Annotated in this window: 27 protein-coding genes, 1 pseudogene and 1 riboswitch; of the genes and pseudogenes, 10 read left to right on the top strand and 18 right to left on the bottom strand. The window is 73.1% G+C overall.

The genetic code is table 11. The annotated features are described in order from the left end of the window. Positions 1-13: 13 nt before the first annotated feature. The 6 genes from KYY02_RS02175 to KYY02_RS02150 form a co-directional block, all read right to left on the bottom strand. The gene (locus KYY02_RS02175; RefSeq protein ID WP_371235630.1) at positions 14-970 is read right to left on the bottom strand and encodes a hypothetical protein; all 957 of its coding nucleotides are present in this window, start codon (positions 968-970) and stop codon (positions 14-16) included. 235 nt (positions 971-1,205) lie between these two features. After that, entirely contained in the window at positions 1,206-1,823 is a 618-nt protein-coding gene (locus KYY02_RS02170; RefSeq protein ID WP_371235629.1) for an RNA polymerase sigma factor, read from the bottom strand. A 422-nt stretch (positions 1,824-2,245) separates the two neighbouring features. Continuing rightward, complete coding sequence (locus tag KYY02_RS02165) at positions 2,246-2,638, bottom strand: hypothetical protein (protein ID WP_371235628.1); 393 nt, start codon at positions 2,636-2,638, stop codon at positions 2,246-2,248. A gap of 79 nt (positions 2,639-2,717) precedes the next feature. Beyond that, entirely contained in the window at positions 2,718-3,275 is a 558-nt protein-coding gene (locus tag KYY02_RS02160; RefSeq protein ID WP_371235627.1) for a hypothetical protein, read from the bottom strand. A gap of 106 nt (positions 3,276-3,381) precedes the next feature. Further along, complete coding sequence (locus KYY02_RS02155; protein ID WP_371235626.1) at positions 3,382-3,888, bottom strand: hypothetical protein; 507 nt, start codon at positions 3,886-3,888, stop codon at positions 3,382-3,384. A 122-nt stretch (positions 3,889-4,010) separates the two neighbouring features. After that, the gene (locus tag KYY02_RS02150) at positions 4,011-5,576 is read right to left on the bottom strand and encodes a beta-N-acetylhexosaminidase (RefSeq protein ID WP_371235717.1); all 1,566 of its coding nucleotides are present in this window, start codon (positions 5,574-5,576) and stop codon (positions 4,011-4,013) included. A 248-nt stretch (positions 5,577-5,824) separates the two neighbouring features. On the opposite strand from KYY02_RS02150, the gene KYY02_RS02145 reads away from it, so the two are divergent. From KYY02_RS02145 to KYY02_RS02125, 5 genes are all read left to right on the top strand, one after another. Next, on the top strand, positions 5,825-6,367 hold the full coding sequence (locus KYY02_RS02145; RefSeq protein WP_371235716.1) for a 2-oxo-4-hydroxy-4-carboxy-5-ureidoimidazoline decarboxylase: 543 nt from the start codon (positions 5,825-5,827) through the stop codon (positions 6,365-6,367). A 254-nt stretch (positions 6,368-6,621) separates the two neighbouring features. Beyond that, positions 6,622-7,002 carry a succinate dehydrogenase, cytochrome b556 subunit gene (gene sdhC / locus KYY02_RS02140; protein ID WP_078662030.1) on the top strand — a complete coding sequence of 127 codons (381 nt, stop codon included), beginning with the start codon at positions 6,622-6,624 and terminating at the stop codon, positions 7,000-7,002. Between the two features lie 5 nt (positions 7,003-7,007). Then, the gene (locus tag KYY02_RS02135; RefSeq protein ID WP_371235625.1) at positions 7,008-7,490 is read left to right on the top strand and encodes a succinate dehydrogenase hydrophobic membrane anchor subunit; all 483 of its coding nucleotides are present in this window, start codon (positions 7,008-7,010) and stop codon (positions 7,488-7,490) included. A gap of 19 nt (positions 7,491-7,509) precedes the next feature. Further along, the gene (sdhA, locus tag KYY02_RS02130; protein WP_371235624.1) at positions 7,510-9,264 is read left to right on the top strand and encodes a succinate dehydrogenase flavoprotein subunit; all 1,755 of its coding nucleotides are present in this window, start codon (positions 7,510-7,512) and stop codon (positions 9,262-9,264) included. Then, positions 9,264-10,043 carry a succinate dehydrogenase iron-sulfur subunit gene (locus tag KYY02_RS02125; protein ID WP_371235623.1) on the top strand — a complete coding sequence of 260 codons (780 nt, stop codon included), beginning with the start codon at positions 9,264-9,266 and terminating at the stop codon, positions 10,041-10,043. Before sdhA ends, KYY02_RS02125 begins: the two co-directional genes overlap by 1 nt. 276 nt (positions 10,044-10,319) lie before the next feature. Here the strand turns inward: KYY02_RS02125 and KYY02_RS02120 are convergent. After that, positions 10,320-10,421: pseudogene (locus KYY02_RS02120) on the bottom strand (DUF4132 domain-containing protein); the annotation flags it as partial. Between the two features lie 73 nt (positions 10,422-10,494). Here KYY02_RS02120 and KYY02_RS02115 point away from each other — a divergent pair. After that, positions 10,495-10,644 carry a hypothetical protein gene (locus tag KYY02_RS02115; protein WP_371235622.1) on the top strand — a complete coding sequence of 50 codons (150 nt, stop codon included), beginning with the start codon at positions 10,495-10,497 and terminating at the stop codon, positions 10,642-10,644. Between the two features lie 153 nt (positions 10,645-10,797). Further along, positions 10,798-11,571, top strand: a complete 774-nt coding sequence (locus KYY02_RS02110; RefSeq protein WP_371235621.1) for a TetR/AcrR family transcriptional regulator — start codon at positions 10,798-10,800, stop codon at positions 11,569-11,571. A 259-nt stretch (positions 11,572-11,830) separates the two neighbouring features. On the opposite strand, the gene KYY02_RS02105 is transcribed toward KYY02_RS02110, so the two are convergent. Together KYY02_RS02105 and KYY02_RS02100 are read right to left on the bottom strand one after the other, a co-directional pair. Continuing rightward, entirely contained in the window at positions 11,831-13,141 is a 1,311-nt protein-coding gene (locus KYY02_RS02105) for a metallophosphoesterase (RefSeq protein WP_371235620.1), read from the bottom strand. A 24-nt stretch (positions 13,142-13,165) separates the two neighbouring features. Next, complete coding sequence (locus tag KYY02_RS02100; RefSeq protein ID WP_030829790.1) at positions 13,166-13,414, bottom strand: SCO4848 family membrane protein; 249 nt, start codon at positions 13,412-13,414, stop codon at positions 13,166-13,168. Between the two features lie 172 nt (positions 13,415-13,586). On the opposite strand from KYY02_RS02100, the gene KYY02_RS02095 reads away from it, so the two are divergent. Beyond that, the gene (locus KYY02_RS02095; RefSeq protein ID WP_371235619.1) at positions 13,587-14,876 is read left to right on the top strand and encodes a D-alanyl-D-alanine carboxypeptidase family protein; all 1,290 of its coding nucleotides are present in this window, start codon (positions 13,587-13,589) and stop codon (positions 14,874-14,876) included. On the opposite strand, the gene KYY02_RS02090 is transcribed toward KYY02_RS02095, so the two are convergent. From KYY02_RS02090 to KYY02_RS02080, 3 genes are all read right to left on the bottom strand, one after another. After that, positions 14,824-15,741 carry a YihY/virulence factor BrkB family protein gene (locus tag KYY02_RS02090; RefSeq protein WP_371235618.1) on the bottom strand — a complete coding sequence of 306 codons (918 nt, stop codon included), beginning with the start codon at positions 15,739-15,741 and terminating at the stop codon, positions 14,824-14,826. The genes KYY02_RS02095 and KYY02_RS02090 overlap by 53 nt on opposite strands. A gap of 87 nt (positions 15,742-15,828) precedes the next feature. After that, complete coding sequence (locus KYY02_RS02085; protein ID WP_371235617.1) at positions 15,829-16,764, bottom strand: decaprenyl-phosphate phosphoribosyltransferase; 936 nt, start codon at positions 16,762-16,764, stop codon at positions 15,829-15,831. After that, positions 16,761-17,294: a phosphatase PAP2 family protein gene (locus KYY02_RS02080; RefSeq protein WP_371235616.1), complete on the bottom strand. Its 534-nt coding sequence runs from the start codon at positions 17,292-17,294 to the stop codon at positions 16,761-16,763. The genes KYY02_RS02085 and KYY02_RS02080 overlap by 4 nt, the downstream gene beginning before the upstream one ends. A 134-nt stretch (positions 17,295-17,428) precedes the next feature. Between KYY02_RS02080 and dprE1 the strand changes: the two genes are divergently transcribed. Beyond that, the gene (gene dprE1, locus KYY02_RS02075) at positions 17,429-18,784 is read left to right on the top strand and encodes a decaprenylphosphoryl-beta-D-ribose oxidase (protein ID WP_371235615.1); all 1,356 of its coding nucleotides are present in this window, start codon (positions 17,429-17,431) and stop codon (positions 18,782-18,784) included. 19 nt (positions 18,785-18,803) lie between these two features. Beyond that, the gene (dprE2, locus tag KYY02_RS02070) at positions 18,804-19,559 is read left to right on the top strand and encodes a decaprenylphospho-beta-D-erythro-pentofuranosid-2-ulose 2-reductase (protein ID WP_371235614.1); all 756 of its coding nucleotides are present in this window, start codon (positions 18,804-18,806) and stop codon (positions 19,557-19,559) included. A 17-nt stretch (positions 19,560-19,576) separates the two neighbouring features. Here the strand turns inward: dprE2 and KYY02_RS02065 are convergent, their stop codons facing one another. The 6 genes from KYY02_RS02065 to pdxR all read right to left on the bottom strand — a co-directional run bounded on the left by KYY02_RS02065 (position 19,577) and on the right by pdxR (position 26,419). After that, entirely contained in the window at positions 19,577-20,155 is a 579-nt protein-coding gene (locus tag KYY02_RS02065; RefSeq protein WP_371235613.1) for a 2'-5' RNA ligase family protein, read from the bottom strand. A 211-nt stretch (positions 20,156-20,366) separates the two neighbouring features. Further along, positions 20,367-21,359 (bottom strand): tryptophan--tRNA ligase, encoded by a 993-nt coding sequence (gene trpS / locus KYY02_RS02060; RefSeq protein WP_371235715.1) that lies wholly within the window; start codon positions 21,357-21,359, stop codon positions 20,367-20,369. 292 nt (positions 21,360-21,651) lie between these two features. Then, positions 21,652-23,106 (bottom strand): glycine hydroxymethyltransferase, encoded by a 1,455-nt coding sequence (locus KYY02_RS02055; RefSeq protein ID WP_371235612.1) that lies wholly within the window; start codon positions 23,104-23,106, stop codon positions 21,652-21,654. A 31-nt stretch (positions 23,107-23,137) separates the two neighbouring features. Further along, positions 23,138-23,238, bottom strand: a riboswitch (ZMP/ZTP riboswitch). A gap of 109 nt (positions 23,239-23,347) precedes the next feature. Further along, complete coding sequence (locus KYY02_RS02050; RefSeq protein WP_371235611.1) at positions 23,348-24,532, bottom strand: glutathionylspermidine synthase family protein; 1,185 nt, start codon at positions 24,530-24,532, stop codon at positions 23,348-23,350. A 7-nt stretch (positions 24,533-24,539) separates the two neighbouring features. Continuing rightward, complete coding sequence (locus KYY02_RS02045) at positions 24,540-24,878, bottom strand: hypothetical protein (protein WP_371235610.1); 339 nt, start codon at positions 24,876-24,878, stop codon at positions 24,540-24,542. Between the two features lie 155 nt (positions 24,879-25,033). Then, positions 25,034-26,419: a MocR-like pyridoxine biosynthesis transcription factor PdxR gene (gene pdxR, locus KYY02_RS02040; RefSeq protein ID WP_371235609.1), complete on the bottom strand. Its 1,386-nt coding sequence runs from the start codon at positions 26,417-26,419 to the stop codon at positions 25,034-25,036. Between the last annotated feature and the right edge of the window lie 14 nt (positions 26,420-26,433).

The raw sequence follows: 26,433 nt of genomic DNA, 5'->3' as shown, positions 1-26,433 counted from the left end.
CGCACGGGTACGGCTACGGGCGCTCGACGCCCGGGTCGCCGGGCTTCCCCGTGCTGCCGCCCGAGCCGTTGCCCGCGGCACCCGAACCGCCGCCCGAACCACCGCCCGCGGCACCCGAACCGCCACCCGAACCACCGCCCGCAGTACCCGAACCGCCGCCCGAGCCGCTGTTCGCAGTACCCGAACCGCCGCCCACGTTGCGCGTGGCGTTACCGCTCGGGACCTCCGAGGGGACGTTTCCGGGCCGGTCGGCCGGATCGTCACCCTTCTCCTCCGGCACCCGGGTGTCGGTGGGCCGCCCTCCGGTCCCCACCGCTCCTTCCAGCCGCTCGGCGCAGTAGGCGTCGACGTTCGCCGCACCGCCCGCCGCCTCCGTCAGCCGCTTCCAGGCCGCCGCGTCCAGCGCCTTGCCGCGCCTCCGGACCTCTTCGTAGGCACGGCAGTGGGCCTCGGCCTCCCGGGCGGCCCCCGGCAGGCCCGACCGGTCGGCGCCGGCGTCGGCGCCCGGGCCCGCGGCACCTCCGGCGGACGGGCCGGTGGTGCCGGGCGAGGGGGCGTGGGTGCGCCTGTCGTCCTCCGTCGGACCGTCCGTGGACGAGCCCGTCGCACCGATACCGGCGACCGCTACCCCGCTCAGGGCGAGACCGGCGACCACCACGGAGAGCGTGGCCTTCAGCGAGTGGCGGCCGAGCCGGCTCTTCCGGGTCCGCCAGTCGTCCCGGCGGCGGGTGCGCGCGCCGTGCGCCCCCGACTCCCGGACGGCCAGGAACACGGCGACGGCCCGCTGTTCGGCCCCGGCGTCCACGTCCCGGCGGATCAGCGCGGCGGCGAGCAGCGCCTCCAGGTCGGCGGCGTCGACGATCCGGCGCCCACCGGTGACGGGATGCGGACCGATGTGCCCGGACGGCGCGCCCTCAGGGTGCACACGCCGACGGCCGGCCGGCCCGCCGTCGTTCTGCCGTTCACCCATGTCCGATCCCGTTCCTGCTCGTTCCACCTGATACACGCTGCCGACGCGGCTCGTCCGGCCCGCCGTGCCCGTGCGGATCGGCCGCGTGGACGGTACCGCCCGGACCGACGGATAGGTTCCGCATGTCCGGCCCGTTCGGCCGACGACCCCGGAGGCCGTCGTGGGCCGCCGGGCGCGGCCGGCCCGGGTCGTGCGTCGCCGCGCCGCCCGCCGTGTCCGCCGGCCCGGCCGGCGTTCATGCCGACTCACCCAGCGTCCGTGACGCCTCATCCGTCACACCCTCGACGCCGAGCTGCCTCGCCAGACGCTTCAGCCCCCGGTGCGCGGCCGTCCGCACCGCGCCCGGCCGCTTGCCGAGGACGCGGGCGGCGGCGGGGCCGTCGAGGCCGACGACCACCCGTAGCAGCACGGCCTCGGCCTGGTCGCGCGGCAGCCCGCCGACCAGTTCGAGGGCACGTTCGGTGGACATGGCCTCCATGGCCTGGTCGTAGGTGCTCTGTGGCCCGGGGAGGTCCAGGACGTCCTGTTCCAGGGTCGACGGCCGGGGCCGTACCCGCTGCCGGCGCAGATGGTCCAGCGCCCGGTGCCGGGCGATGGTGGCCGTCCAGCCCCGGAACCCGGCCCCGTCGCCCTTGAACCTCCCCAGGTCGCGGGCTATCTCCAGCCAGGCGTCCGACATCACGTCCTCGGCGTCGTCCCCGACGAGCCCGCGCACATAGCCGAGCAGGCCGGGCTGTATGAGCCGGTAGGCCACGGCGAAGGCGGCCTCGTCCCCCTTCTGGGCCCGCGCGACGGCCGCGCCCAGTTCCCCGTCGTGCGCCTGTGCGCGGCGGGATTCCCCTCCGTGGCCCAAGAACTGTCCTCGTCCGTACCGAGCGCGTAGCGCACCGCTATCGCTTGGCGTGAGCACGCCTGACGGCGCCTGCACCCCCACGATCATCAGCGTCCGGCGCCACGAAAGTGTCACAGCCCGTCACCCGTCACAGGCGCCTCATGCGTCGCATACGGCACATGCGGGCGGAGGCCGGTTCTCCCGTGACCCGATGCCGGGGAACCGCGGGACCGCCCAGGTGGGCGCCGTCCCGCCCGTGGGGCCGGGCGCCGGCGACGCAGCTGTGGGCCCGGACCCCGGTCACGGCGGCTCGCACGTCCCGGCAAAGGCGCCCTCGGCCCGGCGGCGGACGCACGGCCCGGCCGGGCTCCGGCGCCGTGTCCGCACCACCGGTACGACGACGGCCGGGCCCCGCGCCGTGCGGGCCCCGGCCGTCGTACGTGTCAGGTCCGCGCACCGTCCGACGCGTCGCGGCACAGCAGGCGGAGGGAGCCGTCGCCCGTGTAGCAGCGGCGGGCCTCGTCGATGGGGTCCCAGAGGCGGCCGTCGGGAGTGCGGACCCAGTGGTCGCCGCCGGAGGACCACCACTCGCCACCGGTCTGACGGGCAATCACCTCGCCGGCATAGGAGCCGAATCCGCGCAGCACCAGTTCCACGGCGGCGAACGGAGCCGCCTCCCGGCGTATCTCCTCGATCACCCGGTCGACGCTCCACAGACTGCGCGCCGAGTAGTCGAGGCGCAGCCGCGCCCCTTCGCGCATCGCCGCCACCGCGTCCGCCGCCCAGCGGACCGGCTTGGTCGCGGCCGAGGCCCTGGTTCCCTGCTGTGTGGTCACAGTCGTCGCAGTCGTCACATCCTGGTAAGCGCTCCGGCGAAGCGTTTCGTCACTGTCGCCGCGGCTCCGACTCGGGTCATCAGCCGTCCCTGCGGCTGCGGCGGGACACCACGGCGCGCAGGACCCGGCGTCCCTCCGTCGAGACCTGGAGGGCTTTGCGCAGGCCCGCCGGGCCGTGGGCGGCGAGGAGTTCCAGGACCGTGAGCTGGCGGCGCAGTTCGGCGGCGAGCAGCGGCGACAGGCCGTCGGGGCGGCCGTCGCGGCGGGCGCCGGCGAGGCCGGAGTCGTCGGCGGCGCCGTCCAGCATCCGGTGGATCCGCAGCGCGGCGACGGAACAGTCGTCGGCCCACTCCCGCAATCCGGCGGCGGACCGCTCGGCGGGGGCGCCGGCGAGCATCCGGTGCGCGAGCGCCGCGGCCTCGTCCGCGCCGCCGTCCGCCGTGTCCAGGGCACCGCGGACCTGTTCCAGCCGCTGCCCCCAGTCCTCGGCGGGCGCGGCCTGAGCGAGGCTCGCCCACAGGGGCCGCAGCACCTCGTCGCCGCCACCCAGCAACGGCACACACCGATCCAAACAAGCCAACCCGCTCACGGCCAGTCCGCGCTCGTCGGCCCGCGCGATCATTTCCACCAGGCTCATCCACGCCTCCCCAAGGAGTGTTCGCGGGCCCCCGACGGGGCCCTCACGTGCCCCGTTCCTCACGGAGCCCGCATTTCCCCTTACTGCGTGCGACGGGCCGGGAGTGTCACAGGGGCACCACCCCGAGCCGGTCGAGCAGGCGGAAGAAGAGATTTTCGGCCATCCGGTCGGGGGTGGCGGTCAGCACCTCGACCAGGTCCTCGACGGAGGCGGTGCGCCCCGCCTCCTCGGCCCAGAAAACGGCCCGCTCGGCGGCGTCGGAGGGCTCCAGGAAGTAGTCCTCCAGCGTGAGCCCCTCCTGCTGCCCCTCGAGGTAACCGGCCATGCTGGCCCGCACCAGGCAGGTCGTCCACGCCCCGCTCTCCGGTGACGCCGCCTCCACCACCACGCAGTCGCCGTCCATGACGTACCCGAACAGCGCGGGCGCGCCGGTCTCCCGGGCCAGGTCGTTCATGTTCCCGACGTCGCCCCGGCCGCCCGGGTACTCCCACACCTGCCAGCCGCCGGGCGCCGAGGTGTGCAGGGTCATGCCCCCGGCCGCACCGGCCAGCGTGTCCAGTTCGGCCAGCGGCCGCTCCCCGCGGCCCACGACGAAATACCCCCAGTAACCCATATGCCGGTGTTCCCCCGCTGTGTCGGTTCCTTCGGCCTGTCCAGAACACCACCACAGTCGTGCGGGGGCCCGCAGCCGTATGCGGCAATCCGTTCCGCGGCACGGACCGGCCCGGCGCCCGGTCAGTCCAGCTCGTCCGCCAGGTCCCGGAACTGCGCCCAGGACAGCTCCGGTTCGTCCGGATCCCAGAGTTTCTGGACGGTCGCCCGCAGCGGCAGCCGGATCCCGGCCGCGACCTGGTCCTGGGTCTGGGCCCGGGGGATGTCGCCCCAGACGGCGAGGGCCCCGCCGAGGATCTGCCCGTCGTACCGCTCCGGGACGGCGGTGGTGCCGCGCAGCACCAACGGCGTCCACTGCTCGTAGATCCGCTCGCCCGTCGGATAGACGAAGGTCAGGGGCTCCCCGAGCACGTAGTAGAGGAACTCGTCGTTGTGGTTGATGACCTCACGGCCCTCGCTCAGGTACTCCGCGGGCTGCCGGGCGCCGATCTCCTTGCCGGTCCAGTAGGCGACCTGGATGTCCTTCGCGGCCCGCACCGAGCCGCCCCTGAAGAACCCGTCGTTCCAGGCACGGGGCGTGCGGCCGTGGGCGCGGACCGTGGCGGACCGGTCGTTGAGCCAGCCGGTGGTCAGGTCCTCCACGGTCGCGCCGGAGCCGTACTTCTCCCGCGCGGCGGCGGCGAGGCCCGGGAACGACGCCTCGGGGTCGGACACCACCAGCGCCTGGTACTCGTCGCCGCCCAGGTGCCACTGTCCGCCGGGGAAGAGCCCGGCGTACTCCTCCAGCAGGTCGTCGACGATCTCGGCGGACCCGGGCTTGGAGATGTCGATCGCACCGCGCACCGCGTCGCCGTCCGCGTCGCGCAGCTGCAGCTCCGGGTGGGCGGCGAGGACCGCGCCCAGGTGTCCGGGCGAGTCGATCTCGGGGACGACGGTGATGTGCCGGCTCTCCGCGAGGTCGACGATCCTCTTCACCTGCGCCTTGGTCAGGTGCTGCTCGGACACGACCTCCGGGTGCGTGTCGGACTCGATGCGGAAGCCCTGGTCGTCGGAGAAGTGCAGGCCGATCTCGTTGAACTTCAGATCGCCGAGCTCGCGGATCCGGTCCGCTATCCAGTCGGCGGTGTAGTGCTTGCGCGCGATGTCCAGCATCAGCCCGCGCCGCTGTTTGGCGGGCTCGTCGCGCACCACGCCCTCGGGGGCGGCGCCGGCCCCCTCGACCTCCTGCTTGAGGGTGCGGGTGCCGTAGAACACGCCGGCCTCGCCGGGGGCGGTCACGGTCACCCGCCCGTCCCGCACGGTCATCGTGTACGACTCGGGGTTCGCGCCCGCGTCCCGGTTCAGCTCCAGCCGCAGATCGCCGGCCCGCCGGTCGTCCCTCTCCCCCGCGTACGTCAGTCCCAGCTCACCGGCCGCCAGGCGTCCCTCGTCGGCCAGCGCGGGGTCGTCCACGACCACCCGGTGGCCCTGCGCGGGGCGCCAGCCCGGACCGCGTTCCGCGGTGTGGTCGCGTACGGCGGGTATGGTGCGCGGCGCCTTCGACAGCGGATGGGAACGGCTCGGCCCCGGGCTCTGCGCGGGGGACGCCGCCGTCGAGCCCGCGGACCCGCCGCCGTCCGAGGCCGCCCAGAGACCGAGACCCACGCCGGACGCGGCCACCAGCGCGCCCGCGGCGACCGCCCCGGTCAGCACCCGTCGCCGCCGCACCGTCCCCGCCGCCGCGCGGTGCCTGTGCTGCCTGTACTTCCTGTGCCGGCTCACCCGGCCAACTTACGACCCGAACGGGTGAAGGGCGTCGTCGAGCCGCCTTCAAACTCTGCCGTTCGGGTGAATTCGGGGTACTGATCGGACACGACTCGGACTCACTCGATAACGTGACGTCACAACTCTCACAGCATCTCCCACCGACACACACGTGACGCCCACGAGGACCCACGCTGCCTGCGCACCGTCTCCCAGACCTCCCCGGCCGAGTCGCCATACCCGGACAGTCCCGCGGCGCGCCCGGCGCCCCGCCCGCGCTCGAGCGGTTCAACACCGCTTCCGCCGAGGACGCCGGGCGCACCCTCCTCGCCTGCCTGCGCAGCCCGCGCTGGGCCCTGCGCCTCTCCGGCCACCGCCCCTACCCCGACCTGCCGTCCCTCCTGGCGGCCTCCGACGAGGCGATGTACGACCTCTCCCCCGGGGAACTGGCGCAGGCCCTGGCGGCGGAGGACCTCCCCGCCCTCCCCGAGGACACCTACTCCGCCGCCCACACGGCCCTGACCGCGGCCCACACGGCGTACGAGAGCAAGTTCGGCCACGTCTTCGTCATCTGCCTGGACGGCGTGCCCCGGGAGGAGACCCTGGGCCGGGTCCTGGAGGACATCCGGTCACGATTGGCGAACGATCCGGACGAGGAACGGGCGGTGGCGGCCGAGGAGCTCCGCCGCCTGGCACGGGGCAGACTGGTGAGCACCCTTGAGGGCGCGGGGCTGTGACGACCTGCGGCTCCGCCGCGCGGGCGCGCCCGGCCGCGACGGCGCCGCCGCCCTCGCGCAGAACCGGACATTCCCTCCCGGACGCCGCCGCGATAGCCCGTAAGCGTGCCTGTTCGATCACACCGGCAGGCCCCCTGTGAGCACCGAGGGCGAGCGTCGCTAACATGCTGGGGGCCGGTGGACCGTACCCGGCCGGGCCCGACCGACAAGGAAAGCCGGCGCGGCCCTGAACCCCGCTCCCGGAGGAAACTTCCGTGCCGGCTGGAACGCTGTACCGCGGCCGGGAAGGAATGTGGTCCTGGGTGGCTCACCGAGTCACCGGCGTCCTCATCTTCTTCTTCCTGTTCGTTCACGTGCTGGACACCGCTCTCGTGCGGGTGTCCCCCGAGGCCTACGACACCGTCGTGGCCACGTACAAGACGCCGATCGTCGCGCTGCTGGAGTACGGCCTCGTCGCCGCCATCCTGTTCCACGCGCTCAACGGCCTGCGTGTCATCGCCGTCGACTTCTGGGTCAAGGGCGCCCGCTACCAGAAGCAGATGCTCTGGACCGTCGTCGCCCTGTGGCTCGTGCTGATGCTCGGGGCGATCTACCCCGTGCTCGGCCACGCCGCTCGTGAACTGTTCGGGAGCTGACGCCCATGTCCACCACTGACACCACCCCCTCGGGCGTCGGCCCCGTCGAAGGCGCCCCGCTCTACTCCGTCGACAACCCGGCACCGGTCATCGAGCCCCCGCGCAAGCGGACCAGGAAGAGCCCGAAGAGCACCCGCGGCAACTTCGAGATGGCCGCCTGGCTGTTCATGCGCCTGTCCGGCGTCGTCCTGGTCGTCCTGGTCATCGGTCACCTGCTGATCCAGCTGGTGCTGGACGGCGGCGTCTCCAAGATCGGCTTCGCCTTCGTGGCCGGCCGCTGGGCCTCGCCGTTCTGGCAGGTCTGGGACCTGCTGATGCTGTGGCTGGCGATGCTGCACGGCGCCAACGGGCTGCGCACGGTCATCAACGACTACGCGGAGCGGCCGAACACCCGGCTGTGGCTCAAGGGCCTGCTCTACACCGCCACGGTGTTCACCATCCTGCTGGGCACGCTGGTGATCTTCACCTTCGACCCGAACATCCGCTAGGCACGGGGCTGCGAGAATCATGAAGATCCACAAGTACGACACCGTCATCGTCGGCGCCGGTGGCGCCGGCATGCGCGCGGCCATCGAGTCGACCAAGCGCAGCCGCACCGCCGTCCTGACGAAGCTCTACCCCACCCGCTCCCACACGGGCGCCGCGCAGGGCGGCATGGCCGCCGCGCTGGCCAACGTGGAGGAGGACAACTGGGAGTGGCACACCTTCGACACGGTCAAGGGCGGTGACTACCTGGTCGACCAGGACGCCGCCGAGATCCTGGCGAAGGAGGCCATCGACTCGGTCCTCGACCTGGAGAAGATGGGCCTGCCGTTCAACCGGACGCCGAACGGCACCATCGACCAGCGCCGCTTCGGCGGGCACAGCCGCAACCACGGCGAGGCGCCCGTCCGCCGCTCCTGCTACGCGGCCGACCGCACCGGCCACATGATCCTCCAGACGCTGTACCAGAACTGCGTCAAGGAGGGCGTGGAGTTCTTCAACGAGTTCTACGTCCTGGACCAGCTGATCACCGAGGTCGACGGCGTCAGGAAGTCGGCCGGCGTGGTCGCCTACGAGCTGGCCACCGGCGAGATCCACGTCTTCCAGGCGAAGGCCGTGATCTACGCCTCCGGCGGCACCGGCAAGTTCTTCAAGGTGACGTCCAACGCGCACACGCTGACCGGTGACGGCCAGGCCGCCGTGTACCGGCGCGGGCTGCCGCTGGAGGACATGGAGTTCTTCCAGTTCCACCCGACCGGCATCTGGCGCATGGGCATCCTGCTGACGGAGGGCGCCCGCGGTGAGGGCGGCATCCTCCGCAACAAGGACGGCGAGCGCTTCATGGAGAAGTACGCGCCGGTCATGAAGGACCTCGCGTCCCGTGACGTCGTCTCGCGCTCCATCTACACGGAGATCCGCGAGGGCCGCGGCTGCGGTCCCGAGGGCGACCACGTCTACCTGGACCTCACGCACCTCCCGCCGGAGCAGCTGGACGCCAAGCTGCCCGACATCACGGAGTTCGCGCGGACCTACCTCGGCATCGAGCCCTACACGGACCCGATCCCGATCCAGCCGACCGCGCACTACGCCATGGGCGGCATCCCGACCAACGTCCAGGGCGAGGTGCTGGCGGACAACACCACCGTCGTGCCGGGTCTGTACGCGGCCGGCGAGGTCGCCTGCGTGTCGGTGCACGGCGCCAACCGCCTGGGCACCAACTCGCTGCTGGACATCAACGTGTTCGGCAAGCGGGCCGGCATCGCGGCGGCGGAGTACTCCCAGAAGGCCGACTTCGTCGAGCTGCCGGAGAACCCGGAGTCCTTCGTCGTCGAGCAGATCGAGCGGCTGCGGTCCTCCACCGGCAACGAGCGGGTGGCCACCATCCGCCGTGAGCTGCAGGAGACCATGGACGCCAACGTCATGGTGTTCCGCACCGAGCAGACGATCAAGACGGCGGTCGAGAAGATCGCCGAGCTGCGCGAGCGCTACCGGAACGTCGCCATCCAGGACAAGGGCAAGCGGTTCAACACCGACCTCCTCGAGGCCGTCGAGCTGGGCAACCTGCTCGACCTGGCCGAGGTCATGGCCGTTTCCGCGCTGGCCCGCAAGGAGTCCCGCGGCGGTCACTACCGCGAGGACTACCCGAACCGCGACGACGTCAACTTCATGCGCCACACGATGGCGTACCGCGAGGTCGGCGCCGACGGCACCGAGACCGTCCGTCTGGACTACAAGCCGGTCGTCCAGACCCGCTACCAGCCGATGGAGCGTAAGTACTGATGGCTACCCCTGTTCTGGACAAGGCGGACGCGGCCGGTTCCCCCGAGCCCGGTTTCGCCGACTCCCCGTACATCACCGTCACGATGCGGATCCGCCGGTTCAACCCGGAGGTCTCGGCCGAGGCGGTCTGGGAAGACTTCCAGCTGGAGATCGATCCCAAGGAGCGCGTCCTCGACGCGCTGCACAAGATCAAGTGGGACCTGGACGGCACGCTGACCTTCCGCCGTTCCTGCGCCCACGGCATCTGCGGCTCGGACGCCATGCGGATCAACGGCAAGAACCGCCTGGCGTGCAAGACGCTGATCAAGGACCTCAACCCCGAGAAGCCGATCACGGTCGAGGCCATCAAGGGCCTGACGGTCCTCAAGGACCTGGTCGTCGACATGGAGCCGTTCTTCCAGGCGTACCGGGACGTGATGCCCTTCCTGATCACGAAGGACACCAACGAGCCGACGCGCGAGCGGCTGCAGTCCGCCGAGGACCGCGAGCGCTTCGACGACACGACCAAGTGCATCCTGTGCGCCGCGTGCACGTCCTCGTGCCCGGTGTTCTGGAACGACGGGCAGTACTTCGGCCCGGCGGCCATCGTCAACGCGCACCGCTTCATCTTCGACTCGCGTGACGAGGCGGGCGAGCAGCGCCTGGAGATCCTCAACGACCGCGACGGCGTCTGGCGCTGCCGCACGACCTTCAACTGCACGGACGCCTGCCCGCGCGGCATCGAGGTCACGAAGGCGATCGCGGAAGTGAAGCGTGCGCTGATCACGCGCCGCTACTGACGTCACGTCGTTCGCCACGTCCGCGAGGGCCCCGTCTCCGCCGGAGACGGGGCCCTCTGCCATATGCCACGCGTTCGGGTGGACGCGACCGGGCGGCGCGCAGGCCCCCGGCGGGCAGGGCGCGGGCGGCCGGCGGTGCCGGACCGTCCACGCACAGCCGCAGTCGGTCGCGCCGGCCCCGGACGGCCGCCAGGGAGTGGAACCGGTGCCGACGCGGGCGTGGGCCGCGAAGCGGTTGGAGTACGTGCGCGTGGTGCGCTCGGCGTCGGTGATCGGGTACACCTCGCGGTGGGCCTGCTCGAACGGCTGGGTGACGCCGTGCCGCTCCAGCCAGTCCCGCCAGGCGACGGTCTCGGCGGGTTCCCGGCCGGGTGCCACAGGGCGACCTCGGCGTCCCCGGTCACGGGATCGTCGGTGAGGGTGCGCAGGACACCGTCCGGAGATCACCGTCGTGGGTGACGCCGGGCAGGTCTACCGGGGCGCCGCCGCCTGGGTCGTCGCCCTGTGGGCGCTGCAAAAGCACCGGCGGCTGGCCCGCCGGCTGAGCACCCCGTCCGGCGCCCGGCTCGCCAGGGGTGCGGTGCCGGCCGCCGCCCAGTGACGCGGGGCGACGACCGGGTGGGGCGGGGCGTGTACCACCGGGGCGACGGGTGGACCTACGATCCGCGCGACGGCTGGAGCTGCACCCCGCCGAACTGCGCCGGCACCCGCACCGCCCCGTAGGGCACGCCCGCCCTGGCGTTAGGCTCCTTCCGTGCCCGCGAAGAACGACGGCCCCGGCGACGGCGCCACCCTCAGCAAGTCCGAACAGACCCGCGCCCTGATCCTCGAGACGGCCATGCGGCTCTTCCAGGAGCGCGGGTACGACAAGACGACCATGCGGGCCATCGCCAAGGAGGCCGGGGTCTCCGTCGGCAACGCCTACTACTACTTCGAGGGCAAGGAACACCTGATCCAGGGCTTCTACGACCGGATCGCCGCCCAGCACCAGGTGGCGGCCCGGGAGGTCCTGGAGCGGGAGACCGACCTGGAGGCCCGGCTGGCGGGCGTGCTGAAGGCGTGGCTGGACATCGCCACGCCGTACCACGAGTTCGCGGTGCAGTTCTTCAAGAACGCCGCCGACCCGGACAGCCCGCTCAGCCCCTTCTCCCCCGAGTCCGAGCACGCGCGCATGGAGGCGATCAGCGTCCACCGCGCGGTGCTCGCCGGGACGAAGGGCAAGGTGCCCGAGGAACTGCGGGGCATCCTGCCCGAGTTGATGTGGCTGTCCCAGATGGGGCTCGTCCTGTACTGGATCTTCGACCGGACCGAGGGCCGGGAGCGCAGCTACCGGCTGGCCGAGCGCGGCGCCCGGATCACCGCGCGGGGCATCGCCCTGGCCCGTTTCCGGGTGCTGCGCCCCCTGGTCCGGGAGGTGCACGAGCTGTTCACGGAGTTCCTGCCCGGGATGACGAAGGCGCTGCCCGACCCGGCGGAGAAGGGGAAGGGGGCGCCCGCCGGCGACGGGCGCCCCGGCACCGCCGGTTGACGGCGGCAGGGTGACGGCGGCGAGCACGCTCGGGACGGCCACGCAGCCGTCCGCACGCCTCGACGGCGGCGTCACCGCCGGCCGGCCCCCGCACTCCCTGCCGGCGACCCACCGCTGAAGGCCGGCCGGAACAGGCGTCGTGCGAACGTGACTCATCGGCTTCCGCGGCTGCGGGCGGTCGTGCCGCCGGGGCGGCACGGGTGGGCGCGGCGGCACCCCGCGAGCGCGGGTGAGCGAACCCGGCCCGGCCGGCGCGTCGTCAGGCCTGCCGCGAGGCCAACTCGATCACCGTGATGTCCGACGGCGCGCCCACCCGCGTGGGCGGCCCCCACGCCCCCGCCCCCCGGCTGACGTACAGCTGGGTGTCGCCGTAGCGGTCCAGCCCCGCGAGGGTGGGATTGGCGAGACCGGCCACCAGGTTGGCGGGGAAGAGCTGACCACCGTGGGTGTGCCCGGAGAGCTGGAGGTCGACACCGTGGTCGACGGCGTCGTGGATCTGCACCGGCTGGTGGGCGAGCAGCACGCACGCACGCCCCCGGTCCCGGTCACCGAGCGCCTTCGCGTAGTCCGGGCCCTGGCCCTCGTCCTCACCGGCCACGTCGTTGACCCCCGCCAGGTCGAAGTGCGGCAGCTCCGTACGGGCGTTCTCCAGCGGGTTCAGCCCGAGCCGCCGCACCTCCTCGACCCACTGCTCGGCACCGGAGAAGTACTCGTGGTTGCCGGTGACGAAGAACGAGCCGTGACGCGCCCTCAGCTGCGCCAGCGGAGCCGCGGCCGGGCCGAGGTCCTTCACGCTCCCGTCCACCAGGTCACCGACGACCGCGATCAGGTCCGGCTGGGTCGAGTTGACCGTGTCGACGACCTTCTGCGCGAAGCCCCGCCCGAGCACCGGTCCGAGGTGGATGTCGCTGACCACCGCGATGCGGTAACCGTGCGCCGCGCGGGGAAGCTTGGCGAGCGGCACGGTGACCCGTTTCACCTGCGGCCCGCGCAGCACTCCGTACGTCCCGTGGCCGACGGTCCCCAGGGCCGCCGCGGCGGCGGCCCCGCCGACGACACGGGAGACGAACAGCCGCCGGGAGGGGGCGGCGGGCACTTCCTGCGAACCGGACGCGCCGCCGCCGGGCGCCGGGCCGTCCCCGGCCGTCCCGGCGTCCGGCGGACCGCTCGGACCGCGCCCCGGGCCCGGCCCGGCCGGTATCGGCTCCGGCCGCGCCGGTACGGGCGCCGCCACCTCCGACGTCCGCGCCCGCCGTTCCAGGATCCGCCGCAGCACCGGGCGCACCAGTTCGCCCGCGAGCACCGCCAGCAGCAGGTACAGGGCAAGGGCCAGCCACAGGAAGCCGGGCCAGGCCAGGACCTGCTGGAGCCAGAAGGGGGCCCCGCCGCGCTCGGCGACGAGGGCGCCGACGGTCAGCGCCCAGCCGCCGGCGATCGCCACGGCGCCCGCGCGGCGCACCGCGCCCGGCCCCCTCGTGGTGTCCCGGAACAGACGCCGCCACACGTACCAGTTGCCCGTCACCAGGACGGCCACGACCAGTAGCGCGATGAGTACGAAAACGATGGTCACGAGGCGGAGTTCCCCTGTTCCCGGTCAGGACGTCCGTGACGTCCGGCTCAGTGCGCGCAGTCCGCGCAACCCGATGCCCCCGATGACCGTCCCCAGTACGAAGGAGACCACGGCGAGCGTCAGGTGAACGAAGAAGTACGCCGTCGGGTGCCCGTCCTCGAACGCGAGTCCGCTGCTGTCCTTGACCAGGTTCTTGACGAAAGTGACCCAGATGACCCAGCTCCACACCCCGAAGGCGAGCAGGAACCAGGAGACGGGGCGGCTGAGCTTCACCAGAAAAGACCTTTCCTCACAGCGCCGGGCGCCCTCCGTCGGCCGGGGGCCCGGGGGGTGCCCCCCTGAGGAGCACGGCACAAGTCCAGTATCACCGGGCGGTGTCCGGATCTTTGCCCGGGGTGGGAACCTGCCCGGGACTTCGCCGCTCGTGGCATGTACGTTTCCGGTCGTGCCCGCACCCGAGAACACCGTCCGGCGATCGCTGCTGGTCGCCTCCGCCGTCCTGTTGTCCACCGCGCTGACCGCGCCCGCCGCCCTCGCGGCCCCGAAGCCGTCGACGAGTCCGTCGGCCACGCCCCCGGCGACGATGTCGACGGTGGGCGGTGCCCGGCTCGGGCAGCCGGGGACGCAGGTCAACCTCGCGAGCGGGGTGCCGGTGCTGCCGAAGGAGCTGTCGGCCCGCTCCTGGATCGTCGCCGACGCCGAGTCCGGCGAGGTGCTCGCCGCGCACAACGCGCACTGGCGGCTGGCCCCCGCGAGCACGCTGAAGATGCTGTTCGCCGACACGCTGCTGCCGAAGTGGCCCAGAACGACGGAGCACAGGGTCGAGCCGTCCGACCTGGCCGGGATCGGCGTCGATTCCAGCATGGTCGGCGTCAAGGAGAACGAGACGTACACCGTCCACGACCTGTGGCTGGGTGTCTTCCTCCGCTCCGGCAACGACGCGGTGCGTGTGCTGTCGGCGATGAACGGCGGGATCGACGCCACCGTCGAGGAGATGAACGCGCACGCCGAGGAGCTCCAGGCGCTCGACACGCACGTGGTCAGCCCGGACGGCTACGACGCCCCGACGCAGGTGTCGTCCGCGTACGACCTGACGCTGATCGCCCGTTCCGGGCTGCAGAAGAAGGACTTCCGGGAGTACAGCTCGACGGTCACGGCGAAGTTCCCTGGCGAGACGAAGAAGAACAAGAAGGGCGAGAAGGTCCGCGGGTCCTTCGAGATCCAGAACACCAACCGGCTGCTGGCCGGCGACTACGACGTGCCGGTCTACCAGGGCATAGCCGGTGTGAAGAACGGCTACACCACCAACGCGGGGTACACCTTCACCGGTGTCGCCGAGCGGGGCGGCAAGGTACTGCTGGTCACCGTGATGAACCCGTCGAAGAACGAGCACAACGCGGTCTACAAGGAGACCGCGAAGCTCTTCGACTGGGGTTTCGAGGCGGCCGGCAAGGTCGAGCCGGTGGGTGAGCTGGTGCGGCCGAGGAGCGCGGCGCAGGCCGGCGCCCGGCCGGGCCCGTCCGCCTCCCCCGGTGAGGCCGGGGGCACCGGGGACGGGGGCGTCGCGGCCGGTTCGAAGCCGGTGGCGAGCGCCGCGCCGGGCGGCGGCACCGACGGCTTCGGGGTCGCGCTGGGCGTCGCCGGCGGGGCGCTGGTGCTGCTCGCGGGCGGAGCCTTCCTGGTCAACCGGCGCTGGCCGCTGCCGGACCTGGTGCGCCGCCGCTCGCGTCCGTGAGCCCGGGGACCTCGTCCCGCTTGCTCCGCGTCGCCGTCCAGGCGGCGCAGAACAGGACCAGTTTCGAGGTGAGGTTGATCCACAGCAGCAGGGCCACCGGAACGCCGAACGCGCCGTACATGCTCTTCGCGGCCACACCCTGCAGGTAGCCGCTGAGCAGCAGCTTCAGCAGCTCGAAGCCGACCGCGCCGATAAGGGCGGCGACGAGCAGACGGTGCCGGCCGGGTTCGACGCCGGGCAGCAGGGTGAGGACGTACAGCAGGAGCAGGAAGTCGGCCCCGACGGCGACGGCGAACGCCGCGACGTGCAGGACGATCCCGCCCCAGCCGCCCGCCTCCAGCCCGATGGCGTCGCTGATCCGGCCGACCATCGCGGAGGCGACGGTGGAGGCGACCAGGGTGACCAGGACCGCGCCGCCCAGGCCGACGAGGGTGCCCAGGTCCTTGCCCTTGCCCACGAGGGGGTTCTCCTCCTCGTCGGGCAGCTCCCACACCGCGCGCAGGCATTCGCGCATGGAACCGGCCCATCTGATGCCGGTGAACAGCAGCACGGCGCCGGCGATGAGTCCGACGGTGCCGGCGTTCTCCACCAGCCCCCCGACGTCCAGCTGGTCGGAGATGCCGGGCACCTGGTCGGCGATCTCGTCCTGGAGGGTGTCCTGCTGCTCCCGGCCGAGCGTGGCGGCGCCGATCGAGGCGGCCACGGTGAGCAGTGGGAACAGCGCGACGAAGCTGGTGAACGTCATCGTTGCGGCCAGCCGCGTCCAGTGCACCCGGTCCAGACGCTCGTACGACCGCCACGCGTGCGTGAGCATCAGCCGGGCCGTCCACGGCCCGACGATCGGGAGCTTTTTCAGCCAGTCCATGATCCGCCCCTGCCCCCCTCGTGGAAGCCCCATGTCCCGGTACCCCGGAACCGGGCCTCCGTGACCGGTGGCGGAGCGGACGGCCCCTCACCAGTCGGCCACCGCCAGGGCGTACATCGCCGCCCAGACCAGGCCGATCACGGCGAGCGCGCGGTCGCCCAGCACCACGTCCTCGGGTTCGCCCGCGGTCCCGCGGTCGGCGAAGACGGCGTACCGGAGGACGGCGAGGACGAAGGCGATCACGGACAGCTGCCGCCAGGGCAGCACGCTGGTGTGCGGCACGCCGCCCTCCTCCAGGGCCCACAGGCAGTAGCCGAGGACGGCGACGCCGGCGGCGAGCTGCCAGACGAAGCGGAGGTAGCCGGTGGTGTACTCGGTGAGCAACGCGCGTGTGGCGCCCGTCTCCCCGGTCATCTGCACGGCTTCGGAGTAGCGCTTGGCGGCGACCATGAACAGGGCGCCGAACCCGGTGGTGATGAGGAACCAGCGGGACAGGGGGATGCCGAGGGCGAGACCGCCGATCACCGCGCGCATCACGAAGCCGGTGGTGACGACGGCGAGGTCGACGACGAGGACCTGCTTGAGGCTGAAGCAGTACGCCAGTTGCATGGCGAGGTAGGCGGTCAGCAGGGCGGCGGCCTCCGGGGGGCACAGCCGGACCGCGACGGCGGGCGCGAGGGCGCCGAGGGCGATTCCGGTGGCGTAGGCGACCGGCACGGGAACCCGGCCGGCGGCGACCGGGCGGCGGCACTTGACCGGGTGGGCACGGTCGGCGGCGGCGTCCCGCGCGTCGTTGACGAGGTAGACGGCGGCGGCGCAGGCGGTGAACAGGACGAAGAGCAGGGCGAGCCGGGTCAGGGCGTGGACGGAGAACAGTTCGCCGGCGGCGGCCGGGGCGGCGATCACCAGGACGTTCTTGACCCACTGCTTGGGCCGCGCGGTCAGCAGCAGCCCCGTGAGGAGGCCGCCCGTGTCGGACGGCGCGGTCCGCCGCCGGTCGGAGCGCTCGCGCAGGAGGGTCACGCGGGGCCTCCCGTCATCCAGCGGGCGCCGAGGCGGGCGGCGAGCGCGCCGAGGACGGCGCCGGCCGCCACGTCCGACGGGTAGTGGACGCCGGCGACCAGGCGGGACACACAGACGGCCGCGGCGAGCGGGGGCACCGCGCGAAGGCCCAGCGCGCCGAAGGCGACGGCCGCGGCAGCGGAGGAGGTGGCGTGCGAGCTGGGGAAGGAGTGCCGGCCGACCGTGCCGACCAGGGGTTCGACGTGCGCGGGCCGCGGACGGCGCACGACCCGTTTCACGACCGATCCGGCGACGTGGGCGCCCGCGGTGAGCGCGGTGCCGCGCAGCCAGGCGCCGCGCCGGGCACGGTCCACGGCGGCCCCGGCGAGCCCGGTCACGAGCCACACCGCCCCGTGCTCCCCCGCCCGGGACAGGACCCGCGCGGCCACCGCCACGCGCGGGTCCGCGCCGCACGCTCTGAAGGCCGAGACGATCCGGCGGTCCATGGCGTGCAGGCCGGGGGCGCGGGGGAGGTCGTGGAGGTCGTCCATGGGGACCCACTGTTCACGCCCGGCGGACCGGAATGCCCGTCACCAGGGAGCGACATCCCATTAATCACTCGTTTCAGGGACGGGGAAGACGTTTCAAAACTAAAAAGTCACATAGGGACGATACGGTCACCGTCATGCCTGCCGACACCGTTCCCGTCACGGGGTGGGGCCGTACCGCTCCCTCCGCCGCCCGGCTGATCCGCCCACGGACGTACGAGGAGGCCGCCCTGGCCGTGCGGGGGTGCGGGGCCCGCGGTGGCATCGCGCGAGGACTGGGGCGGGCGTACGGGGACGCGGCGCAGAACGCGGGCGGCGCCGTGCTCGACATGACGGGTCTGGACCGCGTGCACGCGGTCGACGCCGACGGCGGCACCGTGCTGTGCGACGCGGGCGTCTCCCTGCACCGGCTGATGGAGGTGCTGCTGCCGCTCGGCTGGTTCGTGCCGGTGACGCCGGGCACCCGCTACGTGACGGTCGGCGGGGCGATCGGCGCCGACATCCACGGCAAGAACCACCATGTCTCCGGCTCCTTCTCCCGCCACGTGCTGTCCCTGGAACTGCTCACCGCCGACGGGCGGGTCCGTACGGTCGTGCCGGGCACGCCGCTGTTCGAGGCGACCGCGGGCGGCATGGGCCTGACCGGGGTGGTCCTCACCGCGACGATCCGGCTCCAGCCGGTGGAGACCTCGCTGATGTGCGTCGACACCGAGCGCGCGGACGACCTCGACGACCTGATGGCCCGCCTCGCCGACACCGACCACCGCTACCGCTACTCGGTCGCCTGGATCGATCTGCTGGCCCGCGGCCGGGCCACCGGCCGCGCGGTGCTCACGCGCGGCGACCACGCCCCCCTGGACGCACTGCCCCGGAGCGGCCGTGCGCGCCGGGAGCCCCTCTCCTTCCGCACCTCCCGGCTCCCGGCCGCCCCCTCCTTCCTCCCCGGGGGTCTGCTCAGCCGCACCACCGTGGGGCTGTTCAACGAGCTCTGGTACCGCAAGACCCCCCGCGCCCGGACGGGGCAGCTCCAGTGCATCCCCGCGTTCTTCCACCCCCTCGACGGCGTGCCGCACTGGAACCGGGTCTACGGCCGGGGCGGCTTCGTGCAGTACCAGTTCGTCGTCGGACACGGCCGGGAGGACGCCCTGCGCCGGATCGTGCGCCGGATCTCCGGGCGCCGGTGCCCGTCCTTCCTCGCCGTCCTCAAGCGCTTCGGGGAGGCCGACCCGGGCTGGCTGTCCTTCCCGGTGCCGGGGTGGACCCTGGCCCTGGACGTCCCGGCGTCCCTGCCCGGCCTCGGCGGCTTCCTCGACGAGCTCGACGAGGAGGTCGTCGGCGCCGGCGGGCGCGTCTACCTGGCCAAGGACTCCCGGCTGCGCCCGGAACTGCTCGCGGCCATGTACCCCCGTCTGGACGACTTCCGCGCGCTGCGCGCCGATCTCGACCCGCGCGGGGTGTTCGTCTCCGACCTGGCCCGCCGCCTCCATCTCTAGACAACCTCCAGGAGCTGTCATGAAGGACGCCTTCGGCCTCCCCCAGTCCCTGCTCGTCCTCGGCGGTACGTCCGAGATCGCGCTGGCCACCGCGCGGCGGCTGATCGCCCGCCGCACCCGCACGGTGTGGCTGGCCGGCCGCCCCTCCCCGGGCCTGGACGAGGCCGCCGGACAGCTGCGCGGCCTCGGCGCCGAGGTGCGCACGGTCGCCTTCGACGCACTCGACCCCGCCGCCCACGAGGACGCGCTCGGCAAGGTCTTCGCCGAGGGCGACGTCGACCTGGTGCTGCTCGCCTTCGGCACCCTGGGCGACCAGGCGCACGACGAGCGGGACCCCCGGGCCGCGGTGCGGGTCGCGCAGACCAACTACACCGGAGCGGTCTCGGCGGGCCTGGTGTGCGCGGGCGCGCTCCAGGCACAGGGCCACGGCTCGCTGGTGGTGCTGTCCTCCGTGGCGGGCGAGCGGGCCCGCCGCGCGAACTTCATCTACGGCTCCAGCAAGGCCGGCCTGGACGCCTTCGCCCAGGGTCTCGGCGACGCGCTGCACGGCACGGGGGTGCACGTCATGGTCGTACGTCCCGGGTTCGTCCGCACCCGGATGACCGCCGGGCTCCCCGAGGCGCCGCTGGCCACCACGCCCGAGGCGGTCGCGGCGGCCGTCGAGCTGGGGCTGCGGCGCCGCGCGGAGACCGTGTGGGTGCCGGGGGCGCTGCGGGTGGTGATGTCGGCGCTGCGGCACCTGCCGCGCGGGGTGTTCCGTCGGCTGCCGCTCTGACGGCCGGCCGGGGGCGCTCAGTGGGCGGAGACGGACCCCCGGTCCACGCTTCCGGACTGCGGGGGCACCGCCAGGGAGCCGAAGGAGAACTCGCGCAGCTTGCGCCACACCCCGTCGGCGCCCTGTTCGTAGAGCGCGAAGCCGGTGCAGGGCCACTCGGCCTCGTAGCCGGCGAGTTCCTCGAAGGCGCGGTCCATGGCCGCTTCCTCGATGCCGTGCGCCACGGTGACGTGCGGGTGGTACGGGAACTGCAGTTCGCGGGCGACGGGGCCGGAGGCGTGGCGGATCCGCTTCTGCAGCCAGGTGCACGCCGCACCGCCCTCGACGACCTGGACGAACACCACCGGCGTCAGCGGCCGGAAGGTGCCGGTGCCGGACAGCCGCATGGGGAACGGGCGGGCGGCCGCGGCGACCTCGCCCAGGTGCGCCTCGACGGCCGGCAGCTCGGCGTCGCCGATCTCCGTCGGCGGCAGCAGGGTGACGTGCGTGGGGATACCGTGAGCCGCGGCGTCGCCGAAGCCCGCGCGCAGCTGCTGAAGCCTGCTGCCGTGAGGCTCCGGGACCGCGATCGACACGCCGATCGTTACGGTCCCCACGTCGTCTCCTGTCGTTGTGGTGGAGCGGGGTGGAACTGCGGTGAGCGCCGGGTGACCGCCCGAGCGGTCACCCTGTCATCGACTGTACGGCCACGGCCCGGATGCGGGCAGGCGCAACCGGAGTGACGTGCAGCGCTGCGCGGTGGTACGGATCGCCGCCGCGGGCCGGTTCAGCGCCGGTTCGACGCCCGGTGGGCCGGGGCCCGGCGGTTCAGTGCTTGGCGGGCAGGAAGCCGACCCGGTCGTACGCCCGGGAGAGGGTCTCCGCGGCGACGGCGCGCGCCTTCTCCGCGCCCTTGGCCAGGACCGAGTCGAGCGTCTCGGGGTCGTCCAGGTACTGCTGGGTGCGCTCCCTGAAGGGGGTCACGAACTCGACCATGACCTCGGCGAGGTCCGTCTTGAGCGCGCCGTAGCCCTTGCCGTCGTACTTCTCCTCCAGTGCGGGGATGTCCGCTCCGGTGAGGGTCGAGTAGACCGTCAGGAGGTTGCTCACACCGGGCTTCTCCACGACGTCGTAGCGGATCACCGTGTCGGTGTCGGTGACCGCGCTCCTCACCTTCTTGGCGGTGGCCTTCGGCTCGTCCAGAAGGTTGATGAGGCCCTTCGGCGAGGACGCCGACTTGCTCATCTTGACCGTCGGGTCCTGGAGGTCGTAGATCTTCGCCGTCTCCTTGAGGATGTACGCCTCCGGCGTCCTGAACGTCTCGCCGAACCGGCCGTTGAAACGCTCGGCGAGGTCACGGGTGAGCTCGATGTGCTGGCGCTGGTCCTCGCCCACCGGCACCTCGTCGGCCTGGTAGAGCAGGATGTCCGCGACCTGCAGGACCGGGTACGTGAACAGGCCGACCGAGGCGCGGTCGGCGCCCTGCCTGGCGGACTTGTCCTTGAACTGGGTCATGCGGGAGGCCTCGCCGAAGCCGGTGAGGCAGTTCATGACCCAGGCGAGCTGGGCGTGCTCGGGCACGTGGCTCTGCACGAAGAGGGTGCAGCGGTCCGGGTCCAGACCGGCGGCCAGCAGCTGGGCGACGGCCAGCCGGGTGTTGGCGCGCAGCTCGGCCGGGTCCTGCGGGACCGTGATCGCGTGCAGGTCGACGACCATGTAGAACGCGTCGTGGGTCTCCTGCAGGGCCACCCACTGGCGGACGGCGCCGAGGTAGTTGCCGAGGTGGAACGAGCCTGCGGTGGGCTGGATTCCGGAGAGCACGCGGGGTCGGTCAGTCGCCATGCCCACCATTCTCTCAGGCTCCGGGGGGTCGCTCGGGCACGGGTCCGGAACAGGAAGTTCCGGTCCGACCCGGTGGTGTGACAGGGGACGGGAGGCGGGAGGGGCGGCGACCGGTGTGCGCGGTGGCGACGGGCACGGCGGCGGTGCCGACGGGGCGGCCCGGGCGGCCTGCGGGATCGCGGCCTGGAGCGCAGGAATCCCGCGGGTACGCCGTGCGGCGGCCCGGTACGTGACCGGACCGCCGCGGGCGCGTCGGGCGGGGCAGGCCGCCTCAGCCGAGGTCGATCTCCGGGTAGAGCGGGAAGCCGGCGACCAGGTCGGTGGCGCGGCGGGAGATCTCGTCGGCGACCTTCGCGTCGAGGACGTGAGCGGCCTTGGAGGGGGCGCCGGACTTGGTGGTGCCGGGCTCCGTGGTGGTCAGGACGCGGTCGATGAGACCCGCGACCTCGTCCATCTCCGCCGTGCCCAGACCGCGCGTGGTCAGTGCGGGGGTGCCGATGCGGATGCCGGAGGTGTACCAGGCGCCGTTGGGGTCGGCGGGGATGGCGTTGCGGTTGGTGACGATGCCCGAGTCGAGGAGGGCGGCCTCGGCCTGGCGGCCGGTGAGGCCGTAGGAGGTGGCGACGTCGATCAGGTTGAGGTGGTTGTCGGTGCCGCCGGTGACCAGGGTGGCGCCGCGGCGCGTCAGGCCCTCGGCGAGGGCACGGGAGTTGTCGACGACGCGCCGGGCGTAGTCCTGGAAGGCGGGCTGCCTGGCCTCGGCGAGGGCGACGGCCTTGGCGGCCATGACGTGCGGGAGCGGGCCGCCGAGGACCATCGGGCAGCCGCGGTCGACCTGGTCCTTGAGGGAGTCGTCGCACAGCACCATGCCGCCGCGCGGGCCGCGCAGCGACTTGTGGGTGGTGGTGGTGACGATCTGGGCGTGCGGTACCGGGTCGAAGTCGCCGGTGAGGACCTTCCCGGCGACGAGACCGGCGAAGTGGGCCATGTCGACCATGAGCGTGGCGCCGACCTCGTCGGCGATCTCGCGCATGATCCGGAAGTTCACCAGACGGGGGTAGGCGGAGTAGCCGGCGACGATGATCAGCGGCCTGAACTCGCGCGCCGAGACGCGCAGGGCCTCGTAGTCGATCAGGCCGGTGGCCGGGTCGGTGCCGTAGGAGCGCTGGTCGAACATCTTGCCGGAGATGTTCGGGCGGAAGCCGTGGGTGAGGTGGCCGCCGGCGTCCAGGGACATGCCGAGCATGCGCTGGTTGCCGAAGGCCTGGCGGAGCTCGGCCCAGTCGGCCTCGGAGAGGTCGTTGACCTGGCGGGCGCCGGTCTTCTCCAGGAAGGGGGCCTCGACGCGGTCGGCGAGGACGGACCAGAAGGCGACGAGGTTGGCGTCGATGCCGGAGTGCGGCTGGACGTAGGCGTGGCGGGCGCCGAAGAGCTCCTTGGCGTGCTCGGCGGCGAGCGACTCGACGGTGTCCACGTTGCGGCAGCCGGCGTAGAAGCGGCGGCCGACGGTGCCCTCGGCGTACTTGTCGCTGAACCAGTTGCCCATCGCGAGGAGGGTGGCCGGGGAGGCGTAGTTCTCGGAGGCGATCAGCTTGAGCATCTCGCGCTGGTCGGCGACCTCCTGGCCGATGGCGTCGGCGACGCGCGGCTCGACGGCGCGGATGACGTCGAGGGCGGAGCGGAAGGCGGTGGACGCGGGGGTGAGCGGCTGCTCGGCGGCTGACATGGGGACCTCCGGACGTGGCGTTCTGCGTTCACGGTACGGCCCAGGCGCACGGCACATGTGTCCGGACCCGAGGGGCCCGGGGCCGCTTCCCGATGGTTGCTCCATCCCAGCGCGCCAGTCACGGCCCACGGTCACATTACCGGGCGGCGCGAAGTGCCACGGGGGCGTCCACCATGCGGGCGACGGCGTCCACCCCGTCGGTGCGGGCGGCGCGGGCGGCGCGGGCGGCGCGGGCGGCGCGCTAGAGGATCACGTGCGGCAGGAAGCGGGCGTACTCGTCCGTCACCAGGCCCGACGACTCACGGATGCCCAGGCCCGCCGACTCGTTCTCCACCACCCAGGTGCCGAGGACGACGTGGTTGCCGTCGAAGTCGGGAAGAGGGGCGAGTTGCTGGTAGCAGCAGGGTTCGTCGCGGAGGACGGGGTCGGCGCCGGGCTCGTGGAGGGTCACGCCGGCGCCCTCACGGCCGAGCAGGGGCTTGGCGGCCCAGCCGGTGGTGTCCGCCAGCTCCCGCGGGCCGTCCAGGTAGGCGGGGAGGAGGTTGGGGTGGCCGGGGTGGAGCTCCCAGAGGATCGCCAGCAGGGCCTTGTTGCTGAGCAGCATCTTCCAGGCGGGCTCGATCCACAGGGTGGTGCCGGTGCCGCCGCCGTTGTCGAGGGTGTCGAGGACGTGGTCGGCGAAGCGGTCGGTGGTGAGCCACTCCCAGGGGTACAGCTTGAAGATGCTGCGGATGAACCGGAGCCGGTTGTCGACGAAGCGGCCGGAGAGGCGGTCCCAGCCGATCTCCTCCATGGAGATCCAGTCGGTGTCGAGGCCGGCCTGCTCGGCGGTCTCCTTGAGATAGGCGACGGTCATGAGGTCCTCGCCGAGTTCGTCGGCGGAGGAGTGGGCGAAGTACAGCGGGGCGCCCGGCGGGAGGAGGGCGGCCTGCCTCCTCCAGGCGTCGACGAGGCGTTCGTGGAGGGAGTTCCACTGGTCGGCGCCGGGGAAGCGTTCCTCCATCCAGAACCACTGGGGGGAGGCGGCCTCCACGAGGGAGGTCGGGGTGTCGGCGTTGTACTCCAGGAGCTTCGCGGGACCCCTCCCGTCGTAGCGGAGGTCGAAGCGGCCGTAGACGGAGGGGAGTTCCGCGCGCCGGTGCCAGGCCTCGGCGACCACCCGGGCGATGCGCGGGTCGGTGATGCCGAGGTCGGCGAAGCGGCCGGCGGTGACGATGTGCTCGGCTGCGGCGAGGCACATGCCGTGCAGTTCCTCGACGACCTCCTCCAGCGCCTCGATCTCCTCCAGGCTGAAGACGTAGTAGGCGCTCTCGTCCCAGTAGGGGCGCAGGGACCCGTCGGGGTGACGGGTGAGCGGGTAGACGAGCCCCTGCTCCTCGACGGTCTCCTGCCAGCCGGGGCGGGGCTCGGTCGTACGCCGTTCCATGACCCGCTCAGCCGCCGCTGCTGCCGGAGCCCGAGCAGCCGAAGCCGCCCCGGTCGACGGCCTCGCTGCGGCTGAAGGTGCCGTCGTCGGCGTAGCCGTTGCTGACGTCGGCGTCGTAGTACCAGTCGGCGTCGGTGCGGGTCCTGCCGGCCGAACCGGAAGCGGTCCCGGAGGAGGTGCAGCTCCTGTCGGCGACGATCTTGTAGCCGTTGAGGTGGTCGTAGCTGTCCCGGTCCACGCACCGCCGGTCCGGATCCGACCCGCACGAGGTCAAGGCCGCCGCGAGGACGCCCATCCCCCCGAGCACCACCGTGCTGGACCGCAACCGCCGCCGTGACTGAGCCATGTCCTTCACTCCCCCTCGCACTCCCCGGGTCACTTCTCCCGGCCCGCGGCGGACAGCCTAGAGACCGGCCGGCCGCCGCACGCGGGAGCCCCCTGCCGAGGGCACTCCCCGGTTGCCCGTTTGCCGCCTTTGGCGCGTTATGCCGGCTCGGCGCGTCAGGGCAGCGCCCGGCACAGGGCGTCCAGGGCGCGGGTCCAGGCGTGGTCCGGCGGGGTGGCGTAGCCGACGACCAGGCCGTCGCCCGCCACGGTGTCGGCGGCGGGATGGCGGAAGCGGGAGAGGCCGTGGACGGCGAGGTTCTGCCAGGCGGCGGCCTGGACCACGGACCGTTCGGTGCCGGGCGGGAGTCGGAGGACGGCGTGCAGGCCGGCCGCGATGCCGGTGATCCGGACGCCGGGGGCCCGGGCGGCGAGGGACTCGACCAGGGAGTCGCGACGGCGGCGGTAGCGCAGGCGGGCGGCGCGGACGTGGCGGTCGTAGGCGCCGGAGGTGAGGAACTCGGCGAGGGTGAGCTGGTCGAGGACGCCGACGGAGCGACCGCCGCCGTGGGCCATGACGTCCGGGACCAGGGACGGGGGCAGGACCACCCAGCCGAGGCGGAGTCCGGGGGCGAGGGACTTGCTGGCCGTGCCGAGGTAGACCACGTGGTCGGGATCGAGGTCCTGGAGCGCGCCGACGGCCTGGCGGTCGTAGCGGAACTCGCCGTCGTAGTCGTCCTCCAGGATCAGTCCGCCGGTGCGGCGGGCCCAGTCGACGACGGCGGCGCGGCGCTCGGGCCGCAGGGCGCCGCCCAGCGGGAACTGGTGGGCGGGGCTGAGCAGTACCGCGTCGGCGTCGCCCGGGTCCTGCGCGCGGGTGCCGAGGGAGTCGAAGGGCAGCGGGGTGGTGGTCAGGCCGGCGCGGGTGGCCAGGTCCCAGTGGACGTCCAGTCCGTAGGACTCCACGGCGAGGACACGGGCGCCGCGGGCGCGCAGGGCCTCGCAGAGGAGGCGGAGGCCGCCGGCGAAACCGGAGCAGACGACGATCCGTTCGGGGTCGGCGCGTACGCCGCGCACCCGGGCGAGGTAGTCCGCGAGGGCCGTGCGCAGTTCGGGGCGGCCGCGCGGGTCGCCGTAGCCGAGGGCGTCGTGCGGTGCGGCGGCGAGGGCGCGGCGGGCGGCCCTGAGCCATTCGGCGCGGGGGAAGGAGGCGAGGTCGGGGGTGCCCGGCACGAGGTCGTACGGAGGCCGGCCGGGGGCCCGGCGCGGGGAGGGCCGGCGGGCCGGCGGACGGGGCACCGCGCGGTCGGCGACCCGGGTGGCGGAGCCCTGCCGGGCCGTGAGCCAGCCCTCGGCGACCAGGTCGGCGTAGGCGTCGGCGACGGTGTTGCGGGCGATGCCCAGGTCGGCGGCGAGCGAGCGGGAGGAGGGCAGCCGGGCGCCGGGGGCGAGCCGGCCGGTGCGGACGGCCTCGCGCAGGGCGTCGGTCAGGCCGCGGCGCAGGCCGGGGCCGGCCGGTTCGAGGTGCAGGTCGATGCCGAAAGTGGCCCAGCGTTCTGCCATGGAAGTGGACCATA

The organism is Streptomyces pimonensis, assembly GCF_041380215.1.
Lineage (GTDB): Bacteria > Actinomycetota > Actinomycetes > Streptomycetales > Streptomycetaceae > Streptomyces > Streptomyces pimonensis.
This window is presented reverse-complemented; position numbering and strand designations above follow the sequence as displayed.